Source organism: Brevundimonas sp. UBA7534 (assembly GCF_002479325.1).
GTDB lineage: Bacteria > Pseudomonadota > Alphaproteobacteria > Caulobacterales > Caulobacteraceae > Brevundimonas.
Window position 1 is genome coordinate 1 of the sequence record NZ_DLMO01000159.1, and the last position, 19,523, is coordinate 19,523.

A 19,523-nucleotide genomic window follows, 5' to 3' on the forward strand; every position below is an offset into this window, starting at 1 on the left:
AAATGAGTCCGGACCCTAGGGGCCTCGTAGCCAACCTGTGACCGAAATCCTGTCTTCGCCTGCCGATAGGGCGACCTGGGTGACGGAATGCAGCGATGGCACCTTCAGAAGATTCAACGTGTTGAACCGCGGAGTGAAAGCCTCGACCACGTTGCCGTCGGTCCCGTGGAAAGCCAGCAGGCCGCCCCATTCGATCCTCCACACCGGAGTCAGGTTCAGCACATAGGCAAAGAAGCGGTTCTTGCCCTCGGCGTGGTCGTCGTGCTCCGTCAGGAAATGGCCGGGTCGAAATCGTGTCAGTTGCGCGTCGGCTTGGGCGATGCGTGGCTCGCCGGTCAGGTCACGCATTAAACCCAAAAAGACTTCGCTGTTCAGAAAAGTCACCAATTCGTTCCAAACAGGCGCGGACTGGTCTGCCTTCACCAGATCGTAGATTGGGTGGTTGTCATAAAGATACTGAAAGTCGTCACGGGACGAGATCTGCACAGCCTGCCCTAGACCCGTCTTCTGCTCCGGGGTGAGCGAGGCCAGCCAGGCTGCTGGAAGATCGACGTGACCCGTTCCGCGTCGCGTGACGACATTGAACTCGGTCTGCACGGCCGCCCGATACAGGGCCAGGGCATCCGCTTCGATCAAGACGCCGCTGACCTGAGCCCGGCCGCTGCGAGCCAAGCGCTCATGAATCGCCTCGCGTTGCTGTTCGGTCAGAGGCGACAGTGTCGGCGTCATGTGTCGCAGCTCCCTATCCGCTTGATCAGCCTTCCGCGCCGCCGAAGCGGGCGGACCATTCCGCGACCTGCGCATCCTCGATCTTGGAAAACAGGACGCCCTGGGCGGCGACGGCCTGTCCGACCGGCAAGGTGTTCAGCACCTCGGCCCCGGCGCCCGGCCAACTCAGGTCCTCGACCCCGACCGACGCCGCGATCCTGGGCGCGGTGAAGGGCAGGATCGGCGCGGCCAGGCGCGCGAACAGGGCGACCAGATTCAGACCCGTCCGCACACCCACCGCCGCGCGATCACGGTCGGTCTTCAGCGCCGTCCAGGGCGCCGCTTCCTGCAGATATTCATTGCCCAGCACCCAGGCGCCGCGCAGGGCTTGCGCGGCCTTGCGAAACTCCATCGCCTCGAACTGTTCGGTGGCGTCGGCGATGGCGGCGCGCACGTCGGCCTCCAGCTTGGCTTCGACCGGTCCCGGCTCGCCGCCCTCGGGCACGACGCCGTCGAACTTCGACTCGGCGAACTTGACGATGCGGTTGACGAAGTTGCCCAGCACGTCGGCCAGGTCCTTGTTGATCGCCCCCTGGAACTGCTCCCAGGTGAAGGCCGCGTCGGAATGCTCGGGCCCGTAGGCCGTGAGGTGCCAGCGCCAGTAGTCGGCGGGCAGCAGCTCCAGCGCCTGGTCCATGAAGACGCCGCGCTTCTGGCTGGTCGAAAATTTCCCGCCGTACCAGTTCAGCCAGTTGAAGGCCTTCAGCTGGTCCACCGTCTTCCACGGCTCGCCCGAGCCGATGATGGTGGCGGGGAAGCTGACGGTGTGGAAGGCGACGTTGTCCTTGCCCATGAACTGGACGTAGCGGACGTCCTCAGCCCCCTCGTCCAGACGCCACCAGTCCCGCCAGGTGCGGCCGGTCGCGTCGGCCCATTCCTCGGTCGCGGCGATGTATTCGATGGGGGCGTCGAACCAGACGTAGAAGACCTTGTCCTCCATGCCCGGACGCGGGAAGCCGTCCTTGGTCACGGGCACGCCCCAGGCCAGGTCGCGGGTGATCCCCCGGTCGATCAGGCCCTCGTCCAGGTGCTTGTAGGCGATGGATTTGGCCAGTTGCTGCCAGCCGGTCTTGCCGTCGACCCAGGCGCGGATCTGCGGCTCGATCTTCGTCTGCAGCAGATAGAGGTGACGCGTGTCTCGCACCTCCAGGTTCTGCGAACCCGACACCGCCGAATAGGGATCGATCAGGTCGGTCGGGTCCAGCAGGCGGCCGCAGTTGTCGCACTGATCCCCGCGCGCCTTGGGATAGGCGCAGTGCGGGCATGTGCCCTCCACGTAACGGTCGGGCAGGAAGCGGGCGTCGTCGATCGAATAGATCATCCGATCCACCCGTTCCTCGATCAGGCTGTTCGCCTCCAGCGCCTCGGCGAAATGCTGGGTCAGGCGATGATTCTGCGGGTTCGAGGACCGGCCGAACCAGTCGTAGCTCAGGCCGAACGCCTCGCCCGCCCGCCTCTGGATCAGGTGCTGCTCGTCGCAATAGGTCCGCACGTCCTGGCCGGCGGCGGCGGCGGCCAGTTCGGCCGGGGTGCCGTGCTCGTCGGTGGCGCAGATATAGAGGACGTCGTGGCCCTGGCCCCGCTTGAACCGCGCCCAGACGTCCGCCGGCAGCATCGAACCCGCCAGATTCCCCAGGTGCTTGATGCCGTTGATGTAGGGCAGCGCCGAGGTGATGAGGATGCGGGCCATGATCGTCCAGGAGTTCGGGGGAGCGCAGGGATATAGAGTGGCGCGGCGCTTTGCTCAAACGCCTTGCGGCAGACGGCGCGCAATACGGACGAACCGGCCGGCCAGCAGGGTCGACGACGTCAGGCTGGCGATGATGATGGCCCACACCAGGCCGTTCACGCCCATCCGGTGCGCCAGCACCCAGCCCAGCGGCATCATCACGGCGCCATAGGCGGTGAAATGCATGATCGTCGGCCACCAGACGTCGCCGGCCGCGCGATTGGCCTGGGCCGCCACGACCTGGATTCCATCCGCCACGAAGAACAGGGTCGCCAGGGCCAGGGCCGGCGCGGCGATCGCCAACAGAGCGGCGTCCCGGTTGTAGGCGCCCACGATCAGGCGCGCGCTGGGCCAGACGATCAGGGCCACCACGAACGTCAGGGCGGTGACGACGCCCAGGCCGGCCAGCCCGGCCCTCAGCACGCCGCGCCCGTCGCCCGCGCCGTAGCTGCGCCCGACCAGAACCGCCGTCGCCGACGACAGGCCCATCGGGATCATGAAGACGATGGCCGACACGTTCAGCACCACCGCCCAGGCCGCCGTCTCCGCCGCGCCGATCTGGCCCGCGAAGAAGGTGAAGCCCGAAAACGCCCCCACTTCGATGAAGTACGATGCGCCCGCGCCCAGCCCCACCTTGACCTGATCGCGCGCGCCCTGCGGATCGCGCTCGGGCTTGTCGAACACGCCCAAGGCCCGCGCCTCGGGCAGACGCAGGATATAGATCACCAGAAAGACCGCCAACGCCGCCCGCGCGCCGAAGGTCGCCCAGGCCGAGGCGAAGGCGCCGTTGAAGCCGACGCCCAGCAAATCCGGCACCAGCAGCAGGTTCAGCGCCAGGTTCACCCCGTTCGCCACCCACATGGCCGCCATGCCGGGCTTGGGCCGCCCCAGGGCCTCCAGGAAGAACTGCCCGGCCACCGAGATCAGATAGAAGGGCATCGACAGGGAAAAGACGATCAGCGCCGGCCCGGCCCCTTCCGCCAGGCCCGCCTCCAGACCCATCCGGCCCAGCCCCCACGGCCCGATCACGATCAGGGCGATCATCGACGCCAATCCGATCTGCACCGCATAGACCATGCCTCGGCGCAGCACGGCGCCGACCGCGTGGCGCCGACCCTCGCCCAGCATGCGCGCGGTCATTACCTGCACGCCCAGCATCAGCCCGACGGCTGTCATCACCACGATCGAGGTCGGCGCCCAGGCCAGTGAGTGGTAGGCCAGTTCCCGGCTGGAAAAATTGCCCACCACAATGGCGTCTGTCAGCCCCATCGTCATGATGCCCAGACGCGCCAGGATCACCGGCCAGGCCAAGGCCAGCAGGTCGCGCAGTGCGGTTTGGGACTGGGGGCTCAGGAACGACATGGGAGGCGGGCTAGGCCACGCCGTCCGGCCCGGGTCAACTCCCAAAATCCTTGTGGGTATCGCCTACCAGGCGCCCAGTTCACGCAACTGGCGCACCAGGTCTTCCGGCGCCTCTCCCGCGTCCAGGGTATCGAGGTCCGACGGCGCATCCTTGGGCTCCAGATAGCGCCAACCCTGGAAGGGGCGGCGCGCGATCGGGGCGGTTCGGATCACGCGCGGCTCCAGCATTATCTCGCAGCGGCTGGTCTTGCCTTCTCCCTGGGTCAAGATGTCCAGCACCGGCTGGCGGCAGACGATGGTTCCCTTGACCACCCAGTACAGCGAGCCGCCATCCTCGACCTCGGCCGCCCGTTTGGGCGTCATCCGCGTGTGGACGGTCAACGGTCNNGGTCCGCCCTTATCCGCGCGGCGCTCCAGCCATTCGACATCCGGAACGCCGACGCCCAGCTTGATGATGTGAAGCGGCATGACCGCCCCCGTAATCGCCCTTAGACGCAATGGCCAGTTTCTTAATGTAAATCGTGTTCAGGATGACGCGTCGCTCGATCTCCTCGCCGAGCGCGCCACGGAAAGTGCATGTACGGATTGATCACCCGCCTGACGGCCCATCCCGGCCGGCGCGACGAATTGGCTCTGTGGCTGATGGACCCGAACGTGAAACGCCCAGGCTGCCACTTCTACGTCGTGGCCCACGACCTCAATGACTCGGCCGTCCTGTGGGTGACTGAGGTCTGGATGAGCCAAGCGGTCCACAAGGCCTGGTCCGACGAGGTCCATGCCTCGGGCGAACTGCGCCCCGCCCTGGCGCTGGTTGCGATCTGGGGCGACACCGTTTTCACGCGCCCTCTCGGCGGCGTGGGCCTCTAGATCCGCCTATTCCGGCGCCTTGACCACGGCCAGGACCGCCGCTTCCGCCACCTGATCGCCGACCGCGGCGACGCTCTCGACCACGCCATCGAACGGCGCGGTCAGGGCGTGCTCCATCTTCATGGCTTCCAGCACGACAACCGTTTGGCCCTTGGTCACGCTTGCCCCCGCCTCGACCGGCGCGGCCACGACCTTGCCCGGCATCGGCGCGCGCAGAGCGCCGTCGGAGGCCGCGACGCCTGCGCCGCCCGTCGCGGCGCGCCAAGGCGTCACCCGACGCGCCTCGCCATCCACGAACAGGATGAAGCCGTCGTCCAGCGCCTGATAGCCGAACACTCTGTCGCCGACCTGAACCTGATCGAAACCAACCCCGGCCATGGTCCCGTCCGGACTGCGCCAGCCGGCGGAGGCCGGCTCGACCTCGCCGGATAGCGCCGCCCCGTCCATGCGCGCCCATACCGTCGACCGGGGCGCGGCGTTCAATCTCATCCCATAGGAAAGGCCGGGTTGACCGACCCAAGGGCTGAAGGGGTCGGCACGCACCGCCCCGTCGTCCAGGGCGGCCTCGGCGATCAACGTCAAGGCGGCCAACGCCGCCTCATCCGAAGCCGGAGATTGCAGCACCTCCTCTTCCGCCGCGATGAAGCCTGTATCCACGTCGCCCGCCACGAACCGGGGGTGTTCCAGACAGCGTTTCAGGAAGCCGGCGTTGGTGCGGACAGGCCAGACCTCGACCTCGCCCGCCGCCTCGGCCAGCCGAGCCGCCGCCGCCTCGCGCGTGTCTTCATGGACGATCAGCTTGGCGATCATCGGGTCGTAGAACTGGCTGACCTCGCCGCCCTGCTCCACGCCCGTGTCCACGCGGATGTCGTCGGGCAGCACAAAATGCTCCAGCCGGCCGATCGAGGGCAGGAAGCCGTTCGCCGGATCCTCGGCGTAGAGGCGCGCCTCCATGGCCCATCCGTTCAACCTGATCTGATCCTGTTGCAGGGGGATAGGTTCGCCGGCCGCCACGCGGAACTGCCATTCGACCAGATCGACGCCGGTGACGCTCTCGGTCACGGGATGTTCGACCTGCAGCCGGGTGTTCATCTCCATGAACCAGACGCCGTTGGCCTTGAGCCCGTCCGAGGCGTCGGCGATGAATTCGATGGTGCCGGCGCCGACGTAATCGACAGCCCTGGCCGCCTTGATTGCCGCGTCCGTCACCGCCGCCCGCACGGCGTCGCTCATGCCGGGCGCCGGCGCTTCTTCGATCACCTTCTGGTGGCGACGCTGGAGGGAGCAGTCGCGTTCGTACAGATGGACCACGTTCCCGTGCCGGTCGCCGAACACCTGCACCTCGATGTGGCGCGGGCGGGTGATGTAACGTTCGATCAGCACCCGGTCGTCACCGAAGGCGGCCGCCCCCTCGCGCTTGGCGCTGGCCAGACCGGCGGCGAAATCGGCCGGATCGTCGACCCGCTTCATCCCCTTGCCGCCGCCGCCCGCGACCGCCTTGATCAACACTGGATAGCCGATGCGCGCGGCCTCGGCCGTCAGGGTCTCTTCCGACTGGTCCGCGCCCTGATAGCCCGGCGTCACCGGCACCCCGGCCTCGATCATCAGCTGCTTGGCCGCGTCCTTCAGGCCCATGGCGCGGATCGACTTTGGATCCGGGCCGATCCAGATCAGGCCGGCGGCCGCGACGGCCTCGGCGAAGTCCGCGTTCTCGCTCAGAAAGCCATAGCCAGGGTGGATCGCCTCCGCACCCGTGGCCTTGGCCGCCGCCAACACCTTGGCGCCGCCCAAGTAGGACTCCCGCGCCGGCGCCGGTCCGATCAGCACGGCCTCATCGGCTTCGCGCACGTGCGGAGCGCCCGCGTCCGCCTCGGAATAGACGGCCACGGTGCGAATCCCCATCCGCTTGGCGGTTCTGAAGACACGGCAGGCGATTTCGCCGCGATTGGCGACAAGGACGGACTTGAACATGCGTCGTTCTTAGCCGGATCATGCGGAGCGCGCGAGAGCGCTTGTCCTTGCCCAAATGGACAGGAGGAGTTTCCCCCCGCGGCCGCTCAAGCTATCCCCCTGCCATGTCCCTTCGTCCCCTCTTCGTCACCCAGGTCTATGAAGCCTTCCTCGCCGAGGGCCGGGGCTGGTCCGACTTCAACGCTCAGCTAGTCGATGTCTGTCGCATGATGGCGCACGAGGACGAGGCCGGCCGCCGCTGGTGCCGGGCCAACGCCTATCGGGGATACACCTCATACGGTTCGCTGAACGATCTGCCCCAGCGGTTTCCCGAGTTCGCCGAACTGAAGCGTCACCTGGACCGCCACGCCGCCGCCTACGCCAGGGCGCTGAACTTCGATCTGGCGCGCAAGCCGCGCCTCGACAATCTGTGGGTCAATATCCTCAAGCCCGGCGGCGGCCATACCGGCCACATCCACCCGCACGCCTTCCTGTCCGGCACCGTCTATGTCGAGGTTCCGGACGGCGCGTCCTCCCTAAAACTGGAGGATCCTCGCCTGCCCTTCATGATGGCCCGGCCGGGCGTCGCGGAAGACGCGCCCGAGGGCGAGCGGCCTTTCGTCTATCTGCGGCCCCAGGCCGGCACGGTGCTGATGTGGGAAAGCTGGCTGCGCCACGAGGTCCCGACCAACCAAGCCAAGACGGAGCGCATCTCGATCAGCTTCAACTACGCCTGAGCAGGACCGGCGCCCCTCAGTCCAGAGGCCGCGCGTCCGACACCGGCGCGAAATCGAACCGCTCCGCTCGCGCGTCCCACGCCAGCGGACGACGGCACCCTTCGTATTCGGCTCGCGCCAGCCCTGCTGTCTTCTGGCCGCACATCTCGCCGCCGACCATCAACCACAGCCGTCCGCCGTCGATCTCTGCGCCCAAGGCGCCGTGGGTGAACGGTTCCGACGCGCCGCCGTCCCGCCGCCCGGCCCAGACGCTGACCTGCGAGCCGCCCGATCCGCCGAACAGGCTGGCCGCGCCCTCACAGGTATAGGCGCCTTCATCCAACACCCAGTCCGCCACGCCGTCGCCGTTCAGGTCGGCCACGCGGAGTAGGCCGGTCTTGTCCCCCGGCACCCCGAATTCCCGGCACATCGTATCCATCGCCTGCACCGCCGCCAGCACGGGCGCCGGCGGTCGTCCCTGGGCCCATGCGGCGCCTGCCGCCGTCAGGGCGGCACACAGCACCGCCGCGCTTCGCATCCCACGCATCCCGTCCTCCATCCTGCCGCTGAACAGATAATCGAACGACGATCTTCCAAACGCCAATGACATCCGTGCGACCGGCCGATCGCGCCGCCTTCCCCCGCCTTATTTGCCCTTCGCCCCGGCAGTCGCTACATCCGCGCGAACCTCCCAATCCGACGAACCCGAAGGGCGAAACCGCACCTCATGGCGCAGCAATACATTTTCCAGATGCAGGGTCTGACCAAGACCTTTCCCGGCGGCAAGAAGATCTTCGAGAACATCTGGCTCAGCTTCTACAACGACGCCAAGATCGGCGTGGTCGGCGTCAACGGCTCGGGTAAATCCACCCTGCTCAAGATCATGGCCGGCCTGGACACCGAATTCTCGGGCGAGGCCCGCGCCGCCGACGGCGTCAAGCGCGGCTATCTGGAGCAGGAGCCTCAGCTCGATCCGGCCCTGAATGTCCGCCAGAATGTCGAGGCCTGGTGCGAAGAGAAGCAGTGGGTCAACCGCTTCAACGAGGTCGCGGCCGAACTGGGCGAAAACTACACCGACGAACTGATGGAGGAGATGACCGCCCTCCAGGAAAAGATCGACGCCGGCGACGTCTGGGACATCGACAGCCGTATCGACCAGGCCATGGGCGCCCTTCGCTGCCCGCCCGACGACTGGGAAGTCACCAACCTGTCCGGCGGTGAAAAGCGCCGTGTGGCCCTGGCCCGCCTGCTGCTGTCCAAGCCCGACATGCTGCTTATGGACGAACCGACGAACCACCTGGACGCCGAATCCGTCGCCTGGCTGCAGCACCATCTGGAGAACTTCCCCGGCTGCGTCATCCTGGTCACCCACGACCGCTACTTCCTGGACCAGGTCACCAAGTGGACTCTGGAACTGGACCGGGGCCGCGGCCACCCGCACGAGGGCAACTATTCCAGCTGGCTGGAAGCCAAGCAGAAGCGCGTCGTCCAGGAGCAGTCGGAATCGGAAGCCCGCCAGCGCGCCCTCACCCGCGAACTGGAATGGGTCCGTTCGGGCGCCAAGGCCCGGCAAGCCAAGTCCAAGGCCCGTCTGGCCGCCTACGAGCGGATGGTCGAGGAACAGGAGAACAGCCGTCAGGCCCAGTCCTTCGCCGTCATTCAGATTCCGCCCGGCCCGCGCCTGGGCAATGTCGTGCTGGAAGTCGAAGGCCTCCAGAAAACCTATGGCGACAAGACCCTGTTCGACAATCTGACCTTCAAGCTGCCGCCCAACGGCATCGTCGGCGTCATCGGCCCCAACGGCGCCGGCAAGTCGACCATGTTCAAGCTGATCACCGGCCAGGAAAAGCCCGACGGCGGCACGATCAAGGTCGGCGAGACGGTCAAGCTGGCCTATGTCGACCAGTCCCGGGACGACCTGAAGCCGGACGAAAGCATCTGGCAGGCCATTTCGGGCGGCACCGACATCATGATGGTGGGCAAGCGCGAGATTAACTCCCGCGCCTATGTCGGCAGCTTCAACTTCAAGGGCGGCGACCAGCAGAAGAAGGTCGGCCAACTGTCGGGCGGTGAGCGCAACCGCGTCCACCTGGCCAAGACCCTGGCGTCCGGCGGCAACCTGATCCTGCTCGACGAACCGACCAACGACCTGGACATCGAAACCCTGCAGAACCTCGAAGAGGCGCTGGAAGAGTTCGCCGGCTGCGCCGTGGTCATCTCCCACGACCGCTGGTTCCTGGACCGCCTAGCCACCCACATCCTGGCCTTCGAGGGCGACGGCCACGTCGAATGGTTCGAGGGCAACTTCGAAGCCTACGAGCAGGACAAGATGCGCCGCCTGGGCGCCGACAGCATCATCCCCAAGCGCATCCAGCACCAGAAGTTCGGCCGCTGATCCGAACCTCAAACCCGGACGAGGCGCAACCGCTCCCCGTCCGGGCCTGAGCCTTCAAACCCCTGCCCCCTGCGGCTCAGGAAAACGACCAGCGAACCGTCGTTCCTCAGCAACGCGATCCCATCCGAACTGGGTCGCCAGGCTTCGATGACCCCCAGGTCAACGCTCGCCAGCCATGGGCCGTCACTGACCAGCCGCAGGGCCGGCGCATCCGGGCCGGCGAACACGACCGTTTCAACCGTAAGGCGAACATCACAGCCCGCTGTCGATGTCTCGATACGCCAACGCCCAGCCAGTTCGGCGGCCTCGGGAAGTCGCGTGATTTTCCGGGAGCTCATGGCGTGTTCCTGCGTCGGGTGCGCTGTGGGCGTCATATTGCATTGAGGACGAAAAGCCTCATGTCGGCGGCAACCGTTGCCGACAAAACCGCTGTCATTCTCGATTTCTCAGTCTAAGGTCGTCGTATACACACGTCAGATGCGTGTCTCGCCAATGTCGAATGCGACCTAATTTCGGGAAGTTGAACATCATGTGGTACCAACGCTCCTCTTCGGATGATGCTTCCCGCAGCGCCGACACAGATGCCTCCCAGAGCAATGGGGAACGCTGCGCGTGCCCCTTGTGCCTTGGGCGCACGATCGACAACCGTACGAGCGAGGGCGGCGCGACCGGCGCCAACGCCGAGGATCGCGGCGGCCCCGGCGCCGGTGGTTTGCCGTCCTACAGCATCGAAGCCGCTGCGGCGCAGATTGCGCGTTACGGCTACAGCTGGGGCGCCCCGGGCGTCGTCGTGACCTACGCCTTTAGAGACACGGCTCCCGCCACGATGCCGGAAGACACCGCCGGCTTCACCCGTTTTACTCAAGTCCAGATTCAGCAGACACTGCTCGCCCTCCAGAGCTGGGCGGATGTCGCCAACATCAGCTTCGCTCGTGTCGATGCGGGGTCCGGATATTCAAACGAGGCGACGATGCTGTTCGGCAACTACGCCAGCGGCTCGGATGGTGCGGCAGCGTTCGCCTACTTGAGTGGGAATCCAGCGGTGTCCGCCGCCTCGGGCGACGTGTGGATTAATGGCTCTCTGTCCTACAATATCAATCCGTCATACCTGAACTATGGACGCCATACGCTGACGCACGAGATCGGCCACGCTTTGGGCCTGCGCCATCCGGCCGACTACGACGCCAGCGAAGGCGATCCGACCTATGCCGATGCGATTTATCAGGAAGACACTCGTCAGTACTCGGTCATGAGCTATTGGAACGAGCAGAACACCGGGGCCTTCTTCCGCGGCGCCTATGCATCGGCGCCGCTGCTCGACGACATCGCGGCGATGCAGTTGCTGTACGGCGCCAACATGAGCACCCGCAGCGGCGATACGACCTATGGCTTCAACTCGAACACCGATCGGGACTTCTACACGGCCACCTCGGCGAACTCTCCCCTGGTGTTCGCGGTCTGGGATGGCGGGGGCTTCGACACCCTCGATTTTTCCGGCTACGCCGTCGGCCAGGTGATAGACCTGCGTCAGGGGCATTTCTCTAACGTGGGCGGCCTGGTCGGCAATGTCTCCATCGCCCAAGGCGCGGTCATCGAGCGAGCGATTGGCGGCTCCGGCAATGATGTGATGTACGCACAGGCGTCGATCACGACGGTGGCGATCGCTGATATCGTCAAGCCTCAGACGCAAGCCAACACCGGCATGGCAACGGCTGTTGCGCTGGATGGGAGCTTCCACCTGGCGTTTGATTCCGAGATCATTTCGTCCACGACCCTTCCGCATGCGACGGTTCGCGCGACCACCAGCGGCGGTGTGGACTATTATCGCGTTTCCGGGACGGCCGGCGAGACGATGGTCGTCGATATCGACGGTCTGGCGACTGGCGCCACGGGCAGCGGCGACACGGTGGTGCGCATCTATGACGCCAACAACAATCTGCTGGCGTCGAATGACGATGGCCCTCGCGATGTGGGCTCGCAAGCGGCTCAGGATTCCTTCCTGACCTTCAACCTGCCCTACAGCGGGACCTATTACATCGTGGTCGGCGCCTATGCGGACGGAGGAACGGCCCAACACGCCAACATGGCGTCGCTTCCGCCGGGCTTGACCTATCTGCTGAATGTCTCCCTGTCAGGCGCCTCCACCCTGACGACCTCCGTGACCGGCTCGACGCTGGAAGGCGGTGCGGGCGACGATCTGCTTTATAGCGGCGTTGGCGCCGACATCCTGAACGGCGGCACGGGGGTCGATACAGCGCTCTACGCCTCGGCGCGGCGGATGTACGGAGCCGACAGCGGTTCGGTGTCCGGAAACGGCGAAGGGACCGACACGCTGATCTCGATCGAGAACCTGCGCTTCGTCGACGGGACCCTGACCTTCGACGCCAACAGCCAGGCGGCCCAGGTGATGCGCATCTACGACGCGGCTCTGGCGCGCCAGCCCGACCAGGGCGGCTTCGAGGCCTGGCTCGATTGGGTCGAAGCCGGGGGAACCGTGGCCGGCATGGCTCAGGCCTTCCTGAACTCGGCGGAGTTCCAGGCCAACTTCGGCGGCCTGTCCAACCAAGACTACGTCGCCCAGCTTTACCGCACCACTCTGCGTCGCGAGGCCGATCCCGGCGGCTTGGCCGTCTGGACCGCCCAGTTGGACAACGGCCTGATGACCCGCACCGACGTGCTGGTCGCCTTCTCCGAGAGCGCCGAACACGTCGTCAACACCGCCTCTGTTCTGAACCAGGGCCTGTGGATCGCCGACGATCAGGCCAAGATCATCGCCCGCCTCTACGACGCCACCTTCGACCGCCTGGCCGACGCCGGCGGCCTGGCCGCCTGGATTCAGCAGCTCAAGGCCGGCATGCCCCTGATCGACATCGCCGCCGCCTTCGCCTCCGCCGCCGAGTTCCAGCAGAAATACGGCAGCCTCTCCAACGCCGACTTCGTGGCCCAGCTCTATCGCTTCACCCTGGACCGCGAGGCCGATCCCAACGGCCTGGCCGCCTGGACCGCCCAGTTGGACGCCGGCTCCATGAGCCGCGCCCAGGTCCTGCTCGGCTTCTCCGAAAGCGTCGAACACGCCCAGCTGACCGCCGGCCTGTGGCTGGGCGGGATCCAGGTTTTGGGCGGCTACAACGCCGCCGCCCCCGCCGAGCTCGGCAAGGCCCTGGAGGCAATCGAAGGGTTCCGCGACCCCATCGTCGTCGGCGACCTGCCCGACGACGACGCCTTCGTCCTGGCCGCCGACATCGACCTGAACGCCCAGGTCATGCCGACGCTCGACGGCCACAAGGCGCCGGCCCCGGAAACCGCCGTCGTCGAAACCCTGCCGCCCGCCTGGTTCGACGCCCCCCACTTCGCCGACGCCGGCCCAGACTTGGCCGACCTCCACCGCATCCCCGCCAACGACTTCGACCACATCCGACAAACCCAAGACCACGCCTGGGTCGTGTAAAGGTCAGCCGGCCATGACGATCGGCGCGGTCTGCCAGACCACGCCGATCAGGCCGGCCAGGGCGCCGGTCAGCCCCACGCCGATCGTGAAGGGCGCCAGGCCCTCCTTGTCCGCGACGCGGGCGCGCCGCGCCAAAATCCAAAGCACGACGCCTTCCGCGACAACACATGCGCCGCTGAAGGCCAGCGCCGCCGCGCGCCACGCCGGCGCATCCGCCGTGGCCACGACGTCGCCCACACTGGAAATCAGATAGGCGCCCAGGAAATGGGCCGCCCAGACCAGCAGCCCGCCTGTCATCATCAGCCAGCTGCGCACCTCAGCCCCCCGGAAACAGGCGCGTCAGCAGCAGGACGAAGGCCCCCTGCCCCGCCGTGAAGGCCAGGAACAGTCCGATCAGTTCGAAGGTGGCCGGCTGCGCCGCCGAGGCCAGCCCGAACAGCCAGCGCGCCACGGCGAAGACGCCCATGATCGCGCCGATGCCGACGAACAGAGCCTGCCAGCTCATCAGGGCGAAGACCGTGGCCCCCTGGCCGGACGCCTGCGGGTCCAGCCCCGCCCCTATCCAGGTCGTGATGTCCGTGGCGCTGGCCGCGACCAGGGCGGCCGCGCCGACGAACAGCAGGACGGCCGCGATCAGGGCGCCGCGGGGTCGATCAAGCTTCAGCGCGGCAGGGCCGGCCCAGGCGCACAGTCCGGCGACCGCCAACAACCCCAGCGCCTGAACAAGGCCGGACAACTCGGGCGGCGCGATCCAAAGGTCCGGACGCCGGCTCCACAGGAACACATAGGCGAATCCCGCCAGAAGACAGACCATCCCTCCGACGATCAGGGTGATGACCATCGCCCACCACCCGTGGCTGGACGGTCCCGATCGATAGGTTGGAACCCGCACGCCGCCGCCGATGTCCACGTTGGCCCGCGGCATCGGCCGATCCATGTTCCAGCACCATTTAACGATGCAGTATATGGCCAGCAGCCCGCTGATGGCCGAGGCGGCGTAGGCCTGGATGGTCAGGATCAGGAAGAACCCCGCCGTGAAGATCGCTCCCCATACGTGCCAGCTGGAGGGGCGTGGCATCCGCAGCAGATATTGCGGTTCAGCGTTCAGGGGGCTGGTGACGATGGTTTCACGCTCGCCGCGCGGCGCGCCGGGCAGGAAGTAGCGACCGGCGGCCACGTCGCGGGCCAGATCGGGCTGGTCCCACACCGGATAAAGGCTCTTGATCACCGGGATGGACCGCAGCGAATAGAGGCCGTTGGGCAGCCACTCCAGGCCAGGGCCGTCGTAGATATTGCCCGCCTCCCGCGCGCCGAACGGGCGGAAGTTGCGCATCATGTCCACGATCCACAGCAGAACCGCCAGGCCGAACATGAAGGCGCCCACCGTGGATATGACGTTCAGCAGGTCCCACCCCCGACCGGGCAGATAGGTATAGACCCGTCGCGGCATGCCCATCAGGCCGGTCAGGTGCATGGGCAGGAAGGTGATGTTGTGCCCGGCGAACATCAGCCAGAAGATCCACCGCCCCCACCGCTCGCTGAGAGGCCGGGCGCTGGACATGGGCAGCCAGTAGTAGATCGCCGCGAACAGCGGGAAGACCATGCCGCCGATCAGCACGTAGTGCAGGTGGGCGACGATGAAGTAGCTGTCGTGCGCCTGCCAGTCGAACGGCACCATCGCCACCATCACCCCGGTCAGCCCGCCCATGACGAAGATGACCAGCCCGCCCACGGCGAACAGGCCCGGCGTATTGAACCGCATCCTTCCCGCCGCAAGGGTCGCGATCCAGGCGAACACCTGCACGCCCGCCGGCACGCTGACGGCCATGGAGGCGGCGCTGAAATAGTTTATCGACAGGCGCGGCATTCCGGTCGTGAACATATGGTGGGCCCAGACGCCGAAGCTGATGAAGCCCGTCGCCAGCATCGCCATCACCACCATCCGGTGCCCGACCAGGCGGGTCCGCGCGACCACCGGGATGATCGTCGACATCGCCCCCGCCGCCGGCAGGAAGATGATGTAGACCTCGGGGTGGCCGAAGAACCAGAACAGGTGCTGCCACAGCACTGGATCGCCGCCCCGCGCCGCGTCGAAGAAGGGCCAGTCCAGCGCCCGCTCCAGCTCCAGCAGAAGGGTCGACAGGATCACCGACGGGAAGGCGATGATGATCATGCAGGCGAAGATCAGCATGGCCCAGGCGAAGATGGGCAGCTTGTCCAGCGACATCCCCGGCGCGCGGGTCTTCAGCACGCCCACGATGATCTCGATGGCCCCGGCGATGGCCGAAATCTCGATGAAGCCGATGCCCAGCAGCCAGAAGTCCGCGTTGATCCCAGGCGAGTAGGTCATGGACGTCAGCGGGGGATACATGAACCACCCCCCGTTCGGCGCCAGGCCGAAGAACAGCGAACAGAAGAAGGCCAGCCCCCCGACCAGATAGGCCCAGAAGGCGTAAGCGCTCAGACGCGGGAACGGCAGGTCGCGCGCGCCCAGCATCTGCGGCAGCAGCAGCACGCCAAGCGCCTCGACGGCTGGCACGGCGAACAGGAACATCATCACCGTGCCGTGCATGGTGAAGATCTGGTTGTAGGTCTCCTGCGGCAGGAAGCCGTTCAGCGGCAGCGCCAGCTGAGTGCGCATCAGCAGCGCCAGCAACCCCGCCAGCACGAAGAACAGCATGGCCGCGCCGACGTAATAGACGCCGATGAAGTTGTTGTTGATCGCCGTGATCCATTCCCACGGCTTGCGCGGACCGCACCAGACGTCTTCCAGCTGTTTCAGCTCGCCCTCGGGCCGCGCCTCCTGGGTGGGGAAGCGCTTGTAGAGCTCGGGATCGAACCCTGTTTCCGAACTCATTTCAGGCTTTCCAGATAGGCGGCGACCGCGCGCAGATCCTGGCCGGTCAGCACCGGATAGGACGGCATCCGGTTGCCGGGCTTGATCCCCTGGCTGTCAGAAATCCAGCCCGCCATCGTCCCCTGATTGTTCGGCAGGATGCCGGCGCCCAGGGTCTGGCGCGATCCGACATGGGTCAGGTCCGGCCCCGCCAGGCCGTTCGCTTCCGTCCCGCGAATGGTGTGACACGCCCCGCACCCCGAGGCGGCGAACACCGCGCGCCCCTGGTCGATCAGGGCCAGCGGCGCCTGGGCCGAAACCACCGCCGTGGCGGTCTGCGCCTGGCGCGCGCGCCAGGCTGCATAGGCCTGCGGGTCGTGCGCCACGACGACCAACCCCATCAGGGCGTGCGGCCCGCCGCAGTATTCGGCGCACTGTCCGCCATAGGTTCCGGGCGCATCGGCCTGCAGCCGCAGGAAGTTGCGTCGCCCCGGGATCATGTCGACCTTGCCGCCTAAACGGGGAACCCAGAAGCTGTGGATGACGTCGGCGCTTTCCAGTTCGAACACCACCGTCTGGCCCACGGGAATGTGCACCTCGTTGGCGTCCTGGATGACCTCGCGGCCCTGGGCGTCCAGATAGGCGACACGCCACCACCACATCTCGCCGGTGACGCGCACACGCATCTCGCCAGGCTTCGGCTCGGCCGCGACCCGCGCGCTGGTCGCCAGGCCGTAGATGAGCAGGCCCGACAGCACCACCACCGGGAACGCCAGCCCGCCGATCCACACCAGCCGCTCGCCGCCCACGCGGCGCTTCCACTTTCGCGGACCGAACAGGGCGACGCCCAGCGCCACCAGGACGATGGCCAGAACCACCGCCGCCATGATGAACAACACCCAGGCCACCACCTGGATCGGCCCCGCGAAGGGACCGGCCGGATCGAGCACGGGCGGGGGCCAGCCGGACAGACCGGGAGCAGGTTCAGTCGTCATCGAGCTCATACAGATAGGCCGCGACATCGCGGGCTTGGGCTTGGGTCAGGGGCATGGGCGGCATGGCCGTTCCGGCGTCCAGCGAAGGCGCGTCGATCAGCCAGCGCATCAGCACATCGGGCTGGTTGGGCAACCGCCCGGCGATCAGCGGCCGAGCGCCGAATCCGGCCAGGCTTCCGGCGGAACGGCCTTCCGGCCAGGCCACCCCTGGAATGGCGTGGCAGGCGGCGCAGCCGACCTGGCGAATGACGTCCAGCCCGCGCGCCGCGTCGCCCTGCGCCACGGGGCGCGGCAGATCGGCCTTGTCCACGCAGGCGCCCAGCCCGCCGAAAAGCGCGAGGGCGAGCAGACGGTGCGCGCCGTGCTTCATCTGTCGCCGCCGATGATCGAAAGCCGCATCCCCGTCCCCAAAGCTTGACCAGACCAACCCCCCACCCCGCCGGCGGTTCCACGCTGCGACACGTCGTCCGCGCGCGACAGGTATGGAACCTTCGCCATAAGCGCGGGTTGGATCGCCGTGCGCGCGATCCTTCCGACCCTGTCCCTTCTGGCCGCCATGGGCGTTTCGGCCTGCGACGCCACGCCGGGGCGAACGGACCGCGCCTTTTCCGAAACCGGCCGGGTCATCGCCATGAGCGGCGGCGCGGGCGGCGCGGGCAACGCCTGTTTCACCTGCCACGGGCTGGAGGGTCAGGGCGATGGGATCGCCGCGCCGCGTCTGGCGGGCCTGGACGCCGGCTATCTGCAAAAGCAGATGGAGGACTACGCCTCAGGCTTGAGACAGGACGACCTGATGGCCCGCGTGGCCAGGGGGCTGGACCAGGACGGACGCCGCGCGGTTGCGGCCTATTACGCCAGCCTGCCGGTGTCGGCCGACGCCGCCGTCCCTGACTCGGCCCCGCCCATCCTTTATGCTCAAGGCGATCCGTCGCGCGGCGTCACGGCCTGCGCGGCCTGCCACGGCGACCGTGGCCAGGGAACGGGCGACGGCGGCAATCCTCAAGTCGCGGGCCAGCCATACGCCTACACGCTGGAACAGCTCCAGCGATGGAAGTCCGGCGCCCGCCGCAACGACCCTCGTGGCGTGATGGCGGCGGCGGTCAGGCCGCTTTCGGACCGAGAAGCCCACGAAATAGCGCTTTGGCTGTCGAGCCAACCCGCTTCTCCAACGCGCGCCAGCGCCGCTGCCAGCGGGTCCGCTTCCGTCGACGCAGCGGCACGACCGGCAGCATCGCGTGAAACACGTCGTCCCGATCGATCAGATGGTGCTTGAGCGCCGCACCGGCGTGGATGGGGATCATCAGCAACAGAGTGACGACCAGGCCCCAATGCATCCATTCCGCCGCCGCCTCGATCGCCCATAGCTGGGTGTTGGACAGGTTTTGCAAGGGCAGCAACGGCCATGGGATGAAGCCCAGCGCCTCCAGCTGCCGCGTCCGATCCGTGGCCGAGATCATCGCCCAGCCGCTCAGCGGCAGGCCGAAAAGGCAGATGTAGAAGACATAGTGGGTAATGTGGGCGGCGGTGCTTTCCCAGCCGGGCTTGTCCGCATCGTTGATCAGGTCGGGCGCCAGCAGACGCCAGGACAGGCGCCCGATCACCAGGATCAGCATGAAGACCCCAACCGCGAAGTGGACGTCATAGGCCGCGACCATCGCCCCGCCCACCGGCTGGCGGCCCATCCACCAACCCCAGCCCAGCTGGAAGAAGACCAGCACCGCCATGACCCAGTGAAAGGCGATGCCCACGGGCGAGTAGCGCCCTGCATCGTGGTGGCCGGCCGCCCATTCCAGGGCTTGGCGAAACAGCTTCTCGATCACGCGGCGAGCTCCGCGCGCGGGGTCAGCAGCCGCGCCATGCGCCACAGGGCGACGGCCAGATAGACCGCCGCCGCGGGCGCCCACATGATCAGGCCCGCCGCTTGCTGATCCTCCAGCGGCGTCAGACCCCACGCCAGCGTGGTGGCGAAATGCGGCGCGTAGATGGGCTGACCGGCGAAGGCGATCAGCGCGCCCAGCAGCCCCATGCCCAGCATCACCGCCAGCAGGCCCGCGATGGCCGCCGGGGCCGAGGCGGCGCGCACCGCCGACCAGAACCAGATCGCCGTCGCCAGCAGGCTGGCCTGCATCACCCAATAGGTCGCGTCATTGGACAGGGCGGCCGCATAGGCGCCCGGCGCGTGCCAGGCCCACAGCACCACCAGATGAAGGGCCGCCGCCGGCAGGAGGCGCGACCGCTTCGGCGGCGGCAGGGCCAGCGCCAGCAACGGCGCCGCGGCCAGGATCAGCAGCAGATGGTGCAACGTCCGCGCCGTGAACAGGGCCGAACTCAGCGCGCAAAGCGGCGAGATAAAGCTGATCGCCAGCACGACGAATGAGGCCGCCAGCATCGTCCGCTGGTCACGCGTCCGCCCGCGCCACAGCAGGACGAAGGCCAAGGCCATCATCACGATCAGCA

General features: G+C 67.1%; 17 protein-coding genes and 1 pseudogene. 5 read left to right on the top strand and 13 right to left on the bottom strand.

Translation table 11 applies throughout. The features are described from left to right. Window positions 1–15: 15 nt before the first annotated feature. The 4 genes from B2U11_RS13150 to B2U11_RS13165 all read right to left on the bottom strand — a co-directional run bounded on the left by B2U11_RS13150 (window position 16) and on the right by B2U11_RS13165 (window position 4,327). A complete protein-coding gene (locus B2U11_RS13150; protein WP_292072346.1) occupies window positions 16–729 on the bottom strand; it encodes a 2OG-Fe(II) oxygenase in 714 nt (237 codons plus the stop codon). Window positions 730–754: 25 nt separating this feature from the next. Further along, window positions 755–2,458 carry a methionine--tRNA ligase gene (gene metG, locus B2U11_RS13155; RefSeq protein WP_292072347.1) on the bottom strand — a complete coding sequence of 568 codons (1,704 nt, stop codon included), beginning with the start codon at window positions 2,456–2,458 and terminating at the stop codon, window positions 755–757. Between the two features lie 54 nt (window positions 2,459–2,512). Then, the gene (locus B2U11_RS13160) at window positions 2,513–3,859 is read right to left on the bottom strand and encodes an MATE family efflux transporter (RefSeq protein WP_292072349.1); all 1,347 of its coding nucleotides are present in this window, start codon (window positions 3,857–3,859) and stop codon (window positions 2,513–2,515) included. A gap of 63 nt (window positions 3,860–3,922) precedes the next feature. Continuing rightward, a complete protein-coding gene (locus B2U11_RS13165; RefSeq protein WP_292072351.1) occupies window positions 3,923–4,327 on the bottom strand; it encodes a DUF1489 family protein in 405 nt (134 codons plus the stop codon). A gap of 108 nt (window positions 4,328–4,435) precedes the next feature. On the opposite strand from B2U11_RS13165, the gene B2U11_RS13170 reads away from it, so the two are divergent. Beyond that, window positions 4,436–4,726 carry a putative quinol monooxygenase gene (locus B2U11_RS13170; protein WP_292072353.1) on the top strand — a complete coding sequence of 97 codons (291 nt, stop codon included), beginning with the start codon at window positions 4,436–4,438 and terminating at the stop codon, window positions 4,724–4,726. A gap of 6 nt (window positions 4,727–4,732) precedes the next feature. On the opposite strand, the gene B2U11_RS13175 is transcribed toward B2U11_RS13170, so the two are convergent. Continuing rightward, on the bottom strand, window positions 4,733–6,697 hold the full coding sequence (locus B2U11_RS13175) for an acetyl/propionyl/methylcrotonyl-CoA carboxylase subunit alpha (protein ID WP_292072355.1): 1,965 nt from the start codon (window positions 6,695–6,697) through the stop codon (window positions 4,733–4,735). Between the two features lie 104 nt (window positions 6,698–6,801). Between B2U11_RS13175 and B2U11_RS13180 the strand changes: the two genes are divergently transcribed. After that, a complete protein-coding gene (locus tag B2U11_RS13180) occupies window positions 6,802–7,413 on the top strand; it encodes a TIGR02466 family protein (RefSeq protein WP_292072357.1) in 612 nt (203 codons plus the stop codon). 16 nt (window positions 7,414–7,429) lie between these two features. Here B2U11_RS13180 and B2U11_RS13185 read toward each other — a convergent pair whose 3' ends face one another. Further along, complete coding sequence (locus tag B2U11_RS13185; protein ID WP_292072359.1) at window positions 7,430–7,939, bottom strand: hypothetical protein; 510 nt, start codon at window positions 7,937–7,939, stop codon at window positions 7,430–7,432. A gap of 180 nt (window positions 7,940–8,119) precedes the next feature. Between B2U11_RS13185 and ettA the strand changes: the two genes are divergently transcribed. After that, window positions 8,120–9,787, top strand: coding sequence for an energy-dependent translational throttle protein EttA (ettA, locus tag B2U11_RS13190; protein ID WP_292072361.1), 1,668 nt, complete (start codon window positions 8,120–8,122; stop codon window positions 9,785–9,787). 8 nt (window positions 9,788–9,795) lie between these two features. On the opposite strand, the gene B2U11_RS13195 is transcribed toward ettA, so the two are convergent. Then, window positions 9,796–10,125 carry an AprI/Inh family metalloprotease inhibitor gene (locus B2U11_RS13195; RefSeq protein ID WP_292072363.1) on the bottom strand — a complete coding sequence of 110 codons (330 nt, stop codon included), beginning with the start codon at window positions 10,123–10,125 and terminating at the stop codon, window positions 9,796–9,798. Between the two features lie 281 nt (window positions 10,126–10,406). On the opposite strand from B2U11_RS13195, the gene B2U11_RS13200 reads away from it, so the two are divergent. Then, window positions 10,407–13,235, top strand: a complete 2,829-nt coding sequence (locus tag B2U11_RS13200; RefSeq protein ID WP_292072364.1) for a M57 family metalloprotease — start codon at window positions 10,407–10,409, stop codon at window positions 13,233–13,235. Between the two features lie 3 nt (window positions 13,236–13,238). Here B2U11_RS13200 and B2U11_RS13205 read toward each other — a convergent pair whose 3' ends face one another. Genes B2U11_RS13205 through B2U11_RS13220 form a run of 4 tightly spaced genes read right to left on the bottom strand, consistent with a single transcriptional unit; the run spans window position 13,239 to window position 17,436 of the window. Beyond that, the gene (locus tag B2U11_RS13205) at window positions 13,239–13,550 is read right to left on the bottom strand and encodes a hypothetical protein (RefSeq protein ID WP_292072366.1); all 312 of its coding nucleotides are present in this window, start codon (window positions 13,548–13,550) and stop codon (window positions 13,239–13,241) included. A 1-nt stretch (window position 13,551) separates the two neighbouring features. Further along, complete coding sequence (locus tag B2U11_RS13210) at window positions 13,552–16,092, bottom strand: cbb3-type cytochrome c oxidase subunit I (protein ID WP_292072367.1); 2,541 nt, start codon at window positions 16,090–16,092, stop codon at window positions 13,552–13,554. After that, window positions 16,089–17,066 (bottom strand): cytochrome c oxidase subunit II, encoded by a 978-nt coding sequence (gene coxB / locus B2U11_RS13215; RefSeq protein ID WP_292072368.1) that lies wholly within the window; start codon window positions 17,064–17,066, stop codon window positions 16,089–16,091. The genes B2U11_RS13210 and coxB overlap by 4 nt, the downstream gene beginning before the upstream one ends. Then, window positions 17,056–17,436, bottom strand: coding sequence for a c-type cytochrome (locus tag B2U11_RS13220; protein ID WP_292072370.1), 381 nt, complete (start codon window positions 17,434–17,436; stop codon window positions 17,056–17,058). Before B2U11_RS13220 ends, coxB begins: the two co-directional genes overlap by 11 nt. 261 nt (window positions 17,437–17,697) lie before the next feature. Between B2U11_RS13220 and B2U11_RS15770 the strand changes: the two are divergent. Further along, window positions 17,698–18,159: pseudogene (locus tag B2U11_RS15770) on the top strand (c-type cytochrome); the annotation flags it as partial. Between the two features lie 7 nt (window positions 18,160–18,166). On the opposite strand, the gene B2U11_RS13225 reads toward B2U11_RS15770, so the two are convergent. Both B2U11_RS13225 and B2U11_RS13230 read right to left on the bottom strand, forming a co-directional pair. Continuing rightward, window positions 18,167–18,886, bottom strand: a complete 720-nt coding sequence (locus B2U11_RS13225; protein WP_292072372.1) for a cytochrome b — start codon at window positions 18,884–18,886, stop codon at window positions 18,167–18,169. Beyond that, window positions 18,883–19,523, bottom strand: a 641-nt coding sequence (locus B2U11_RS13230) for a cytochrome c oxidase assembly protein (protein ID WP_292072375.1), incomplete at its 5' end; no start/stop codon positions are given. The genes B2U11_RS13225 and B2U11_RS13230, both read right to left, overlap by 4 nt.

What these genes read in the sequence shown, in the direction of transcription:
- B2U11_RS13150 (WP_292072346.1), bottom strand. Translation starts at nt 729, where the DNA reads ATGACGCCGACACTGTCGCCTCTGACCGAACAGCAACGCGAGGCGATT.
- metG (WP_292072347.1), bottom strand. Translation starts at nt 2,458, where the DNA reads ATGGCCCGCATCCTCATCACCTCGGCGCTGCCCTACATCAACGGCATC.
- B2U11_RS13160 (WP_292072349.1), bottom strand. Translation starts at nt 3,859, where the DNA reads ATGTCGTTCCTGAGCCCCCAGTCCCAAACCGCACTGCGCGACCTGCTG.
- B2U11_RS13170 (WP_292072353.1), top strand. Translation starts at nt 4,436, where the DNA reads ATGTACGGATTGATCACCCGCCTGACGGCCCATCCCGGCCGGCGCGAC.
- B2U11_RS13175 (WP_292072355.1), bottom strand. Translation starts at nt 6,697, where the DNA reads ATGTTCAAGTCCGTCCTTGTCGCCAATCGCGGCGAAATCGCCTGCCGT.
- B2U11_RS13180 (WP_292072357.1), top strand. Translation starts at nt 6,802, where the DNA reads ATGTCCCTTCGTCCCCTCTTCGTCACCCAGGTCTATGAAGCCTTCCTC.
- B2U11_RS13185 (WP_292072359.1), bottom strand. Translation starts at nt 7,939, where the DNA reads ATGCGTGGGATGCGAAGCGCGGCGGTGCTGTGTGCCGCCCTGACGGCG.
- ettA (WP_292072361.1), top strand. Translation starts at nt 8,120, where the DNA reads ATGGCGCAGCAATACATTTTCCAGATGCAGGGTCTGACCAAGACCTTT.
- B2U11_RS13195 (WP_292072363.1), bottom strand. Translation starts at nt 10,125, where the DNA reads ATGAGCTCCCGGAAAATCACGCGACTTCCCGAGGCCGCCGAACTGGCT.
- B2U11_RS13210 (WP_292072367.1), bottom strand. Translation starts at nt 16,092, where the DNA reads ATGAGTTCGGAAACAGGGTTCGATCCCGAGCTCTACAAGCGCTTCCCC.
- coxB (WP_292072368.1), bottom strand. Translation starts at nt 17,066, where the DNA reads ATGACGACTGAACCTGCTCCCGGTCTGTCCGGCTGGCCCCCGCCCGTG.
- B2U11_RS13220 (WP_292072370.1), bottom strand. Translation starts at nt 17,436, where the DNA reads ATGAAGCACGGCGCGCACCGTCTGCTCGCCCTCGCGCTTTTCGGCGGG.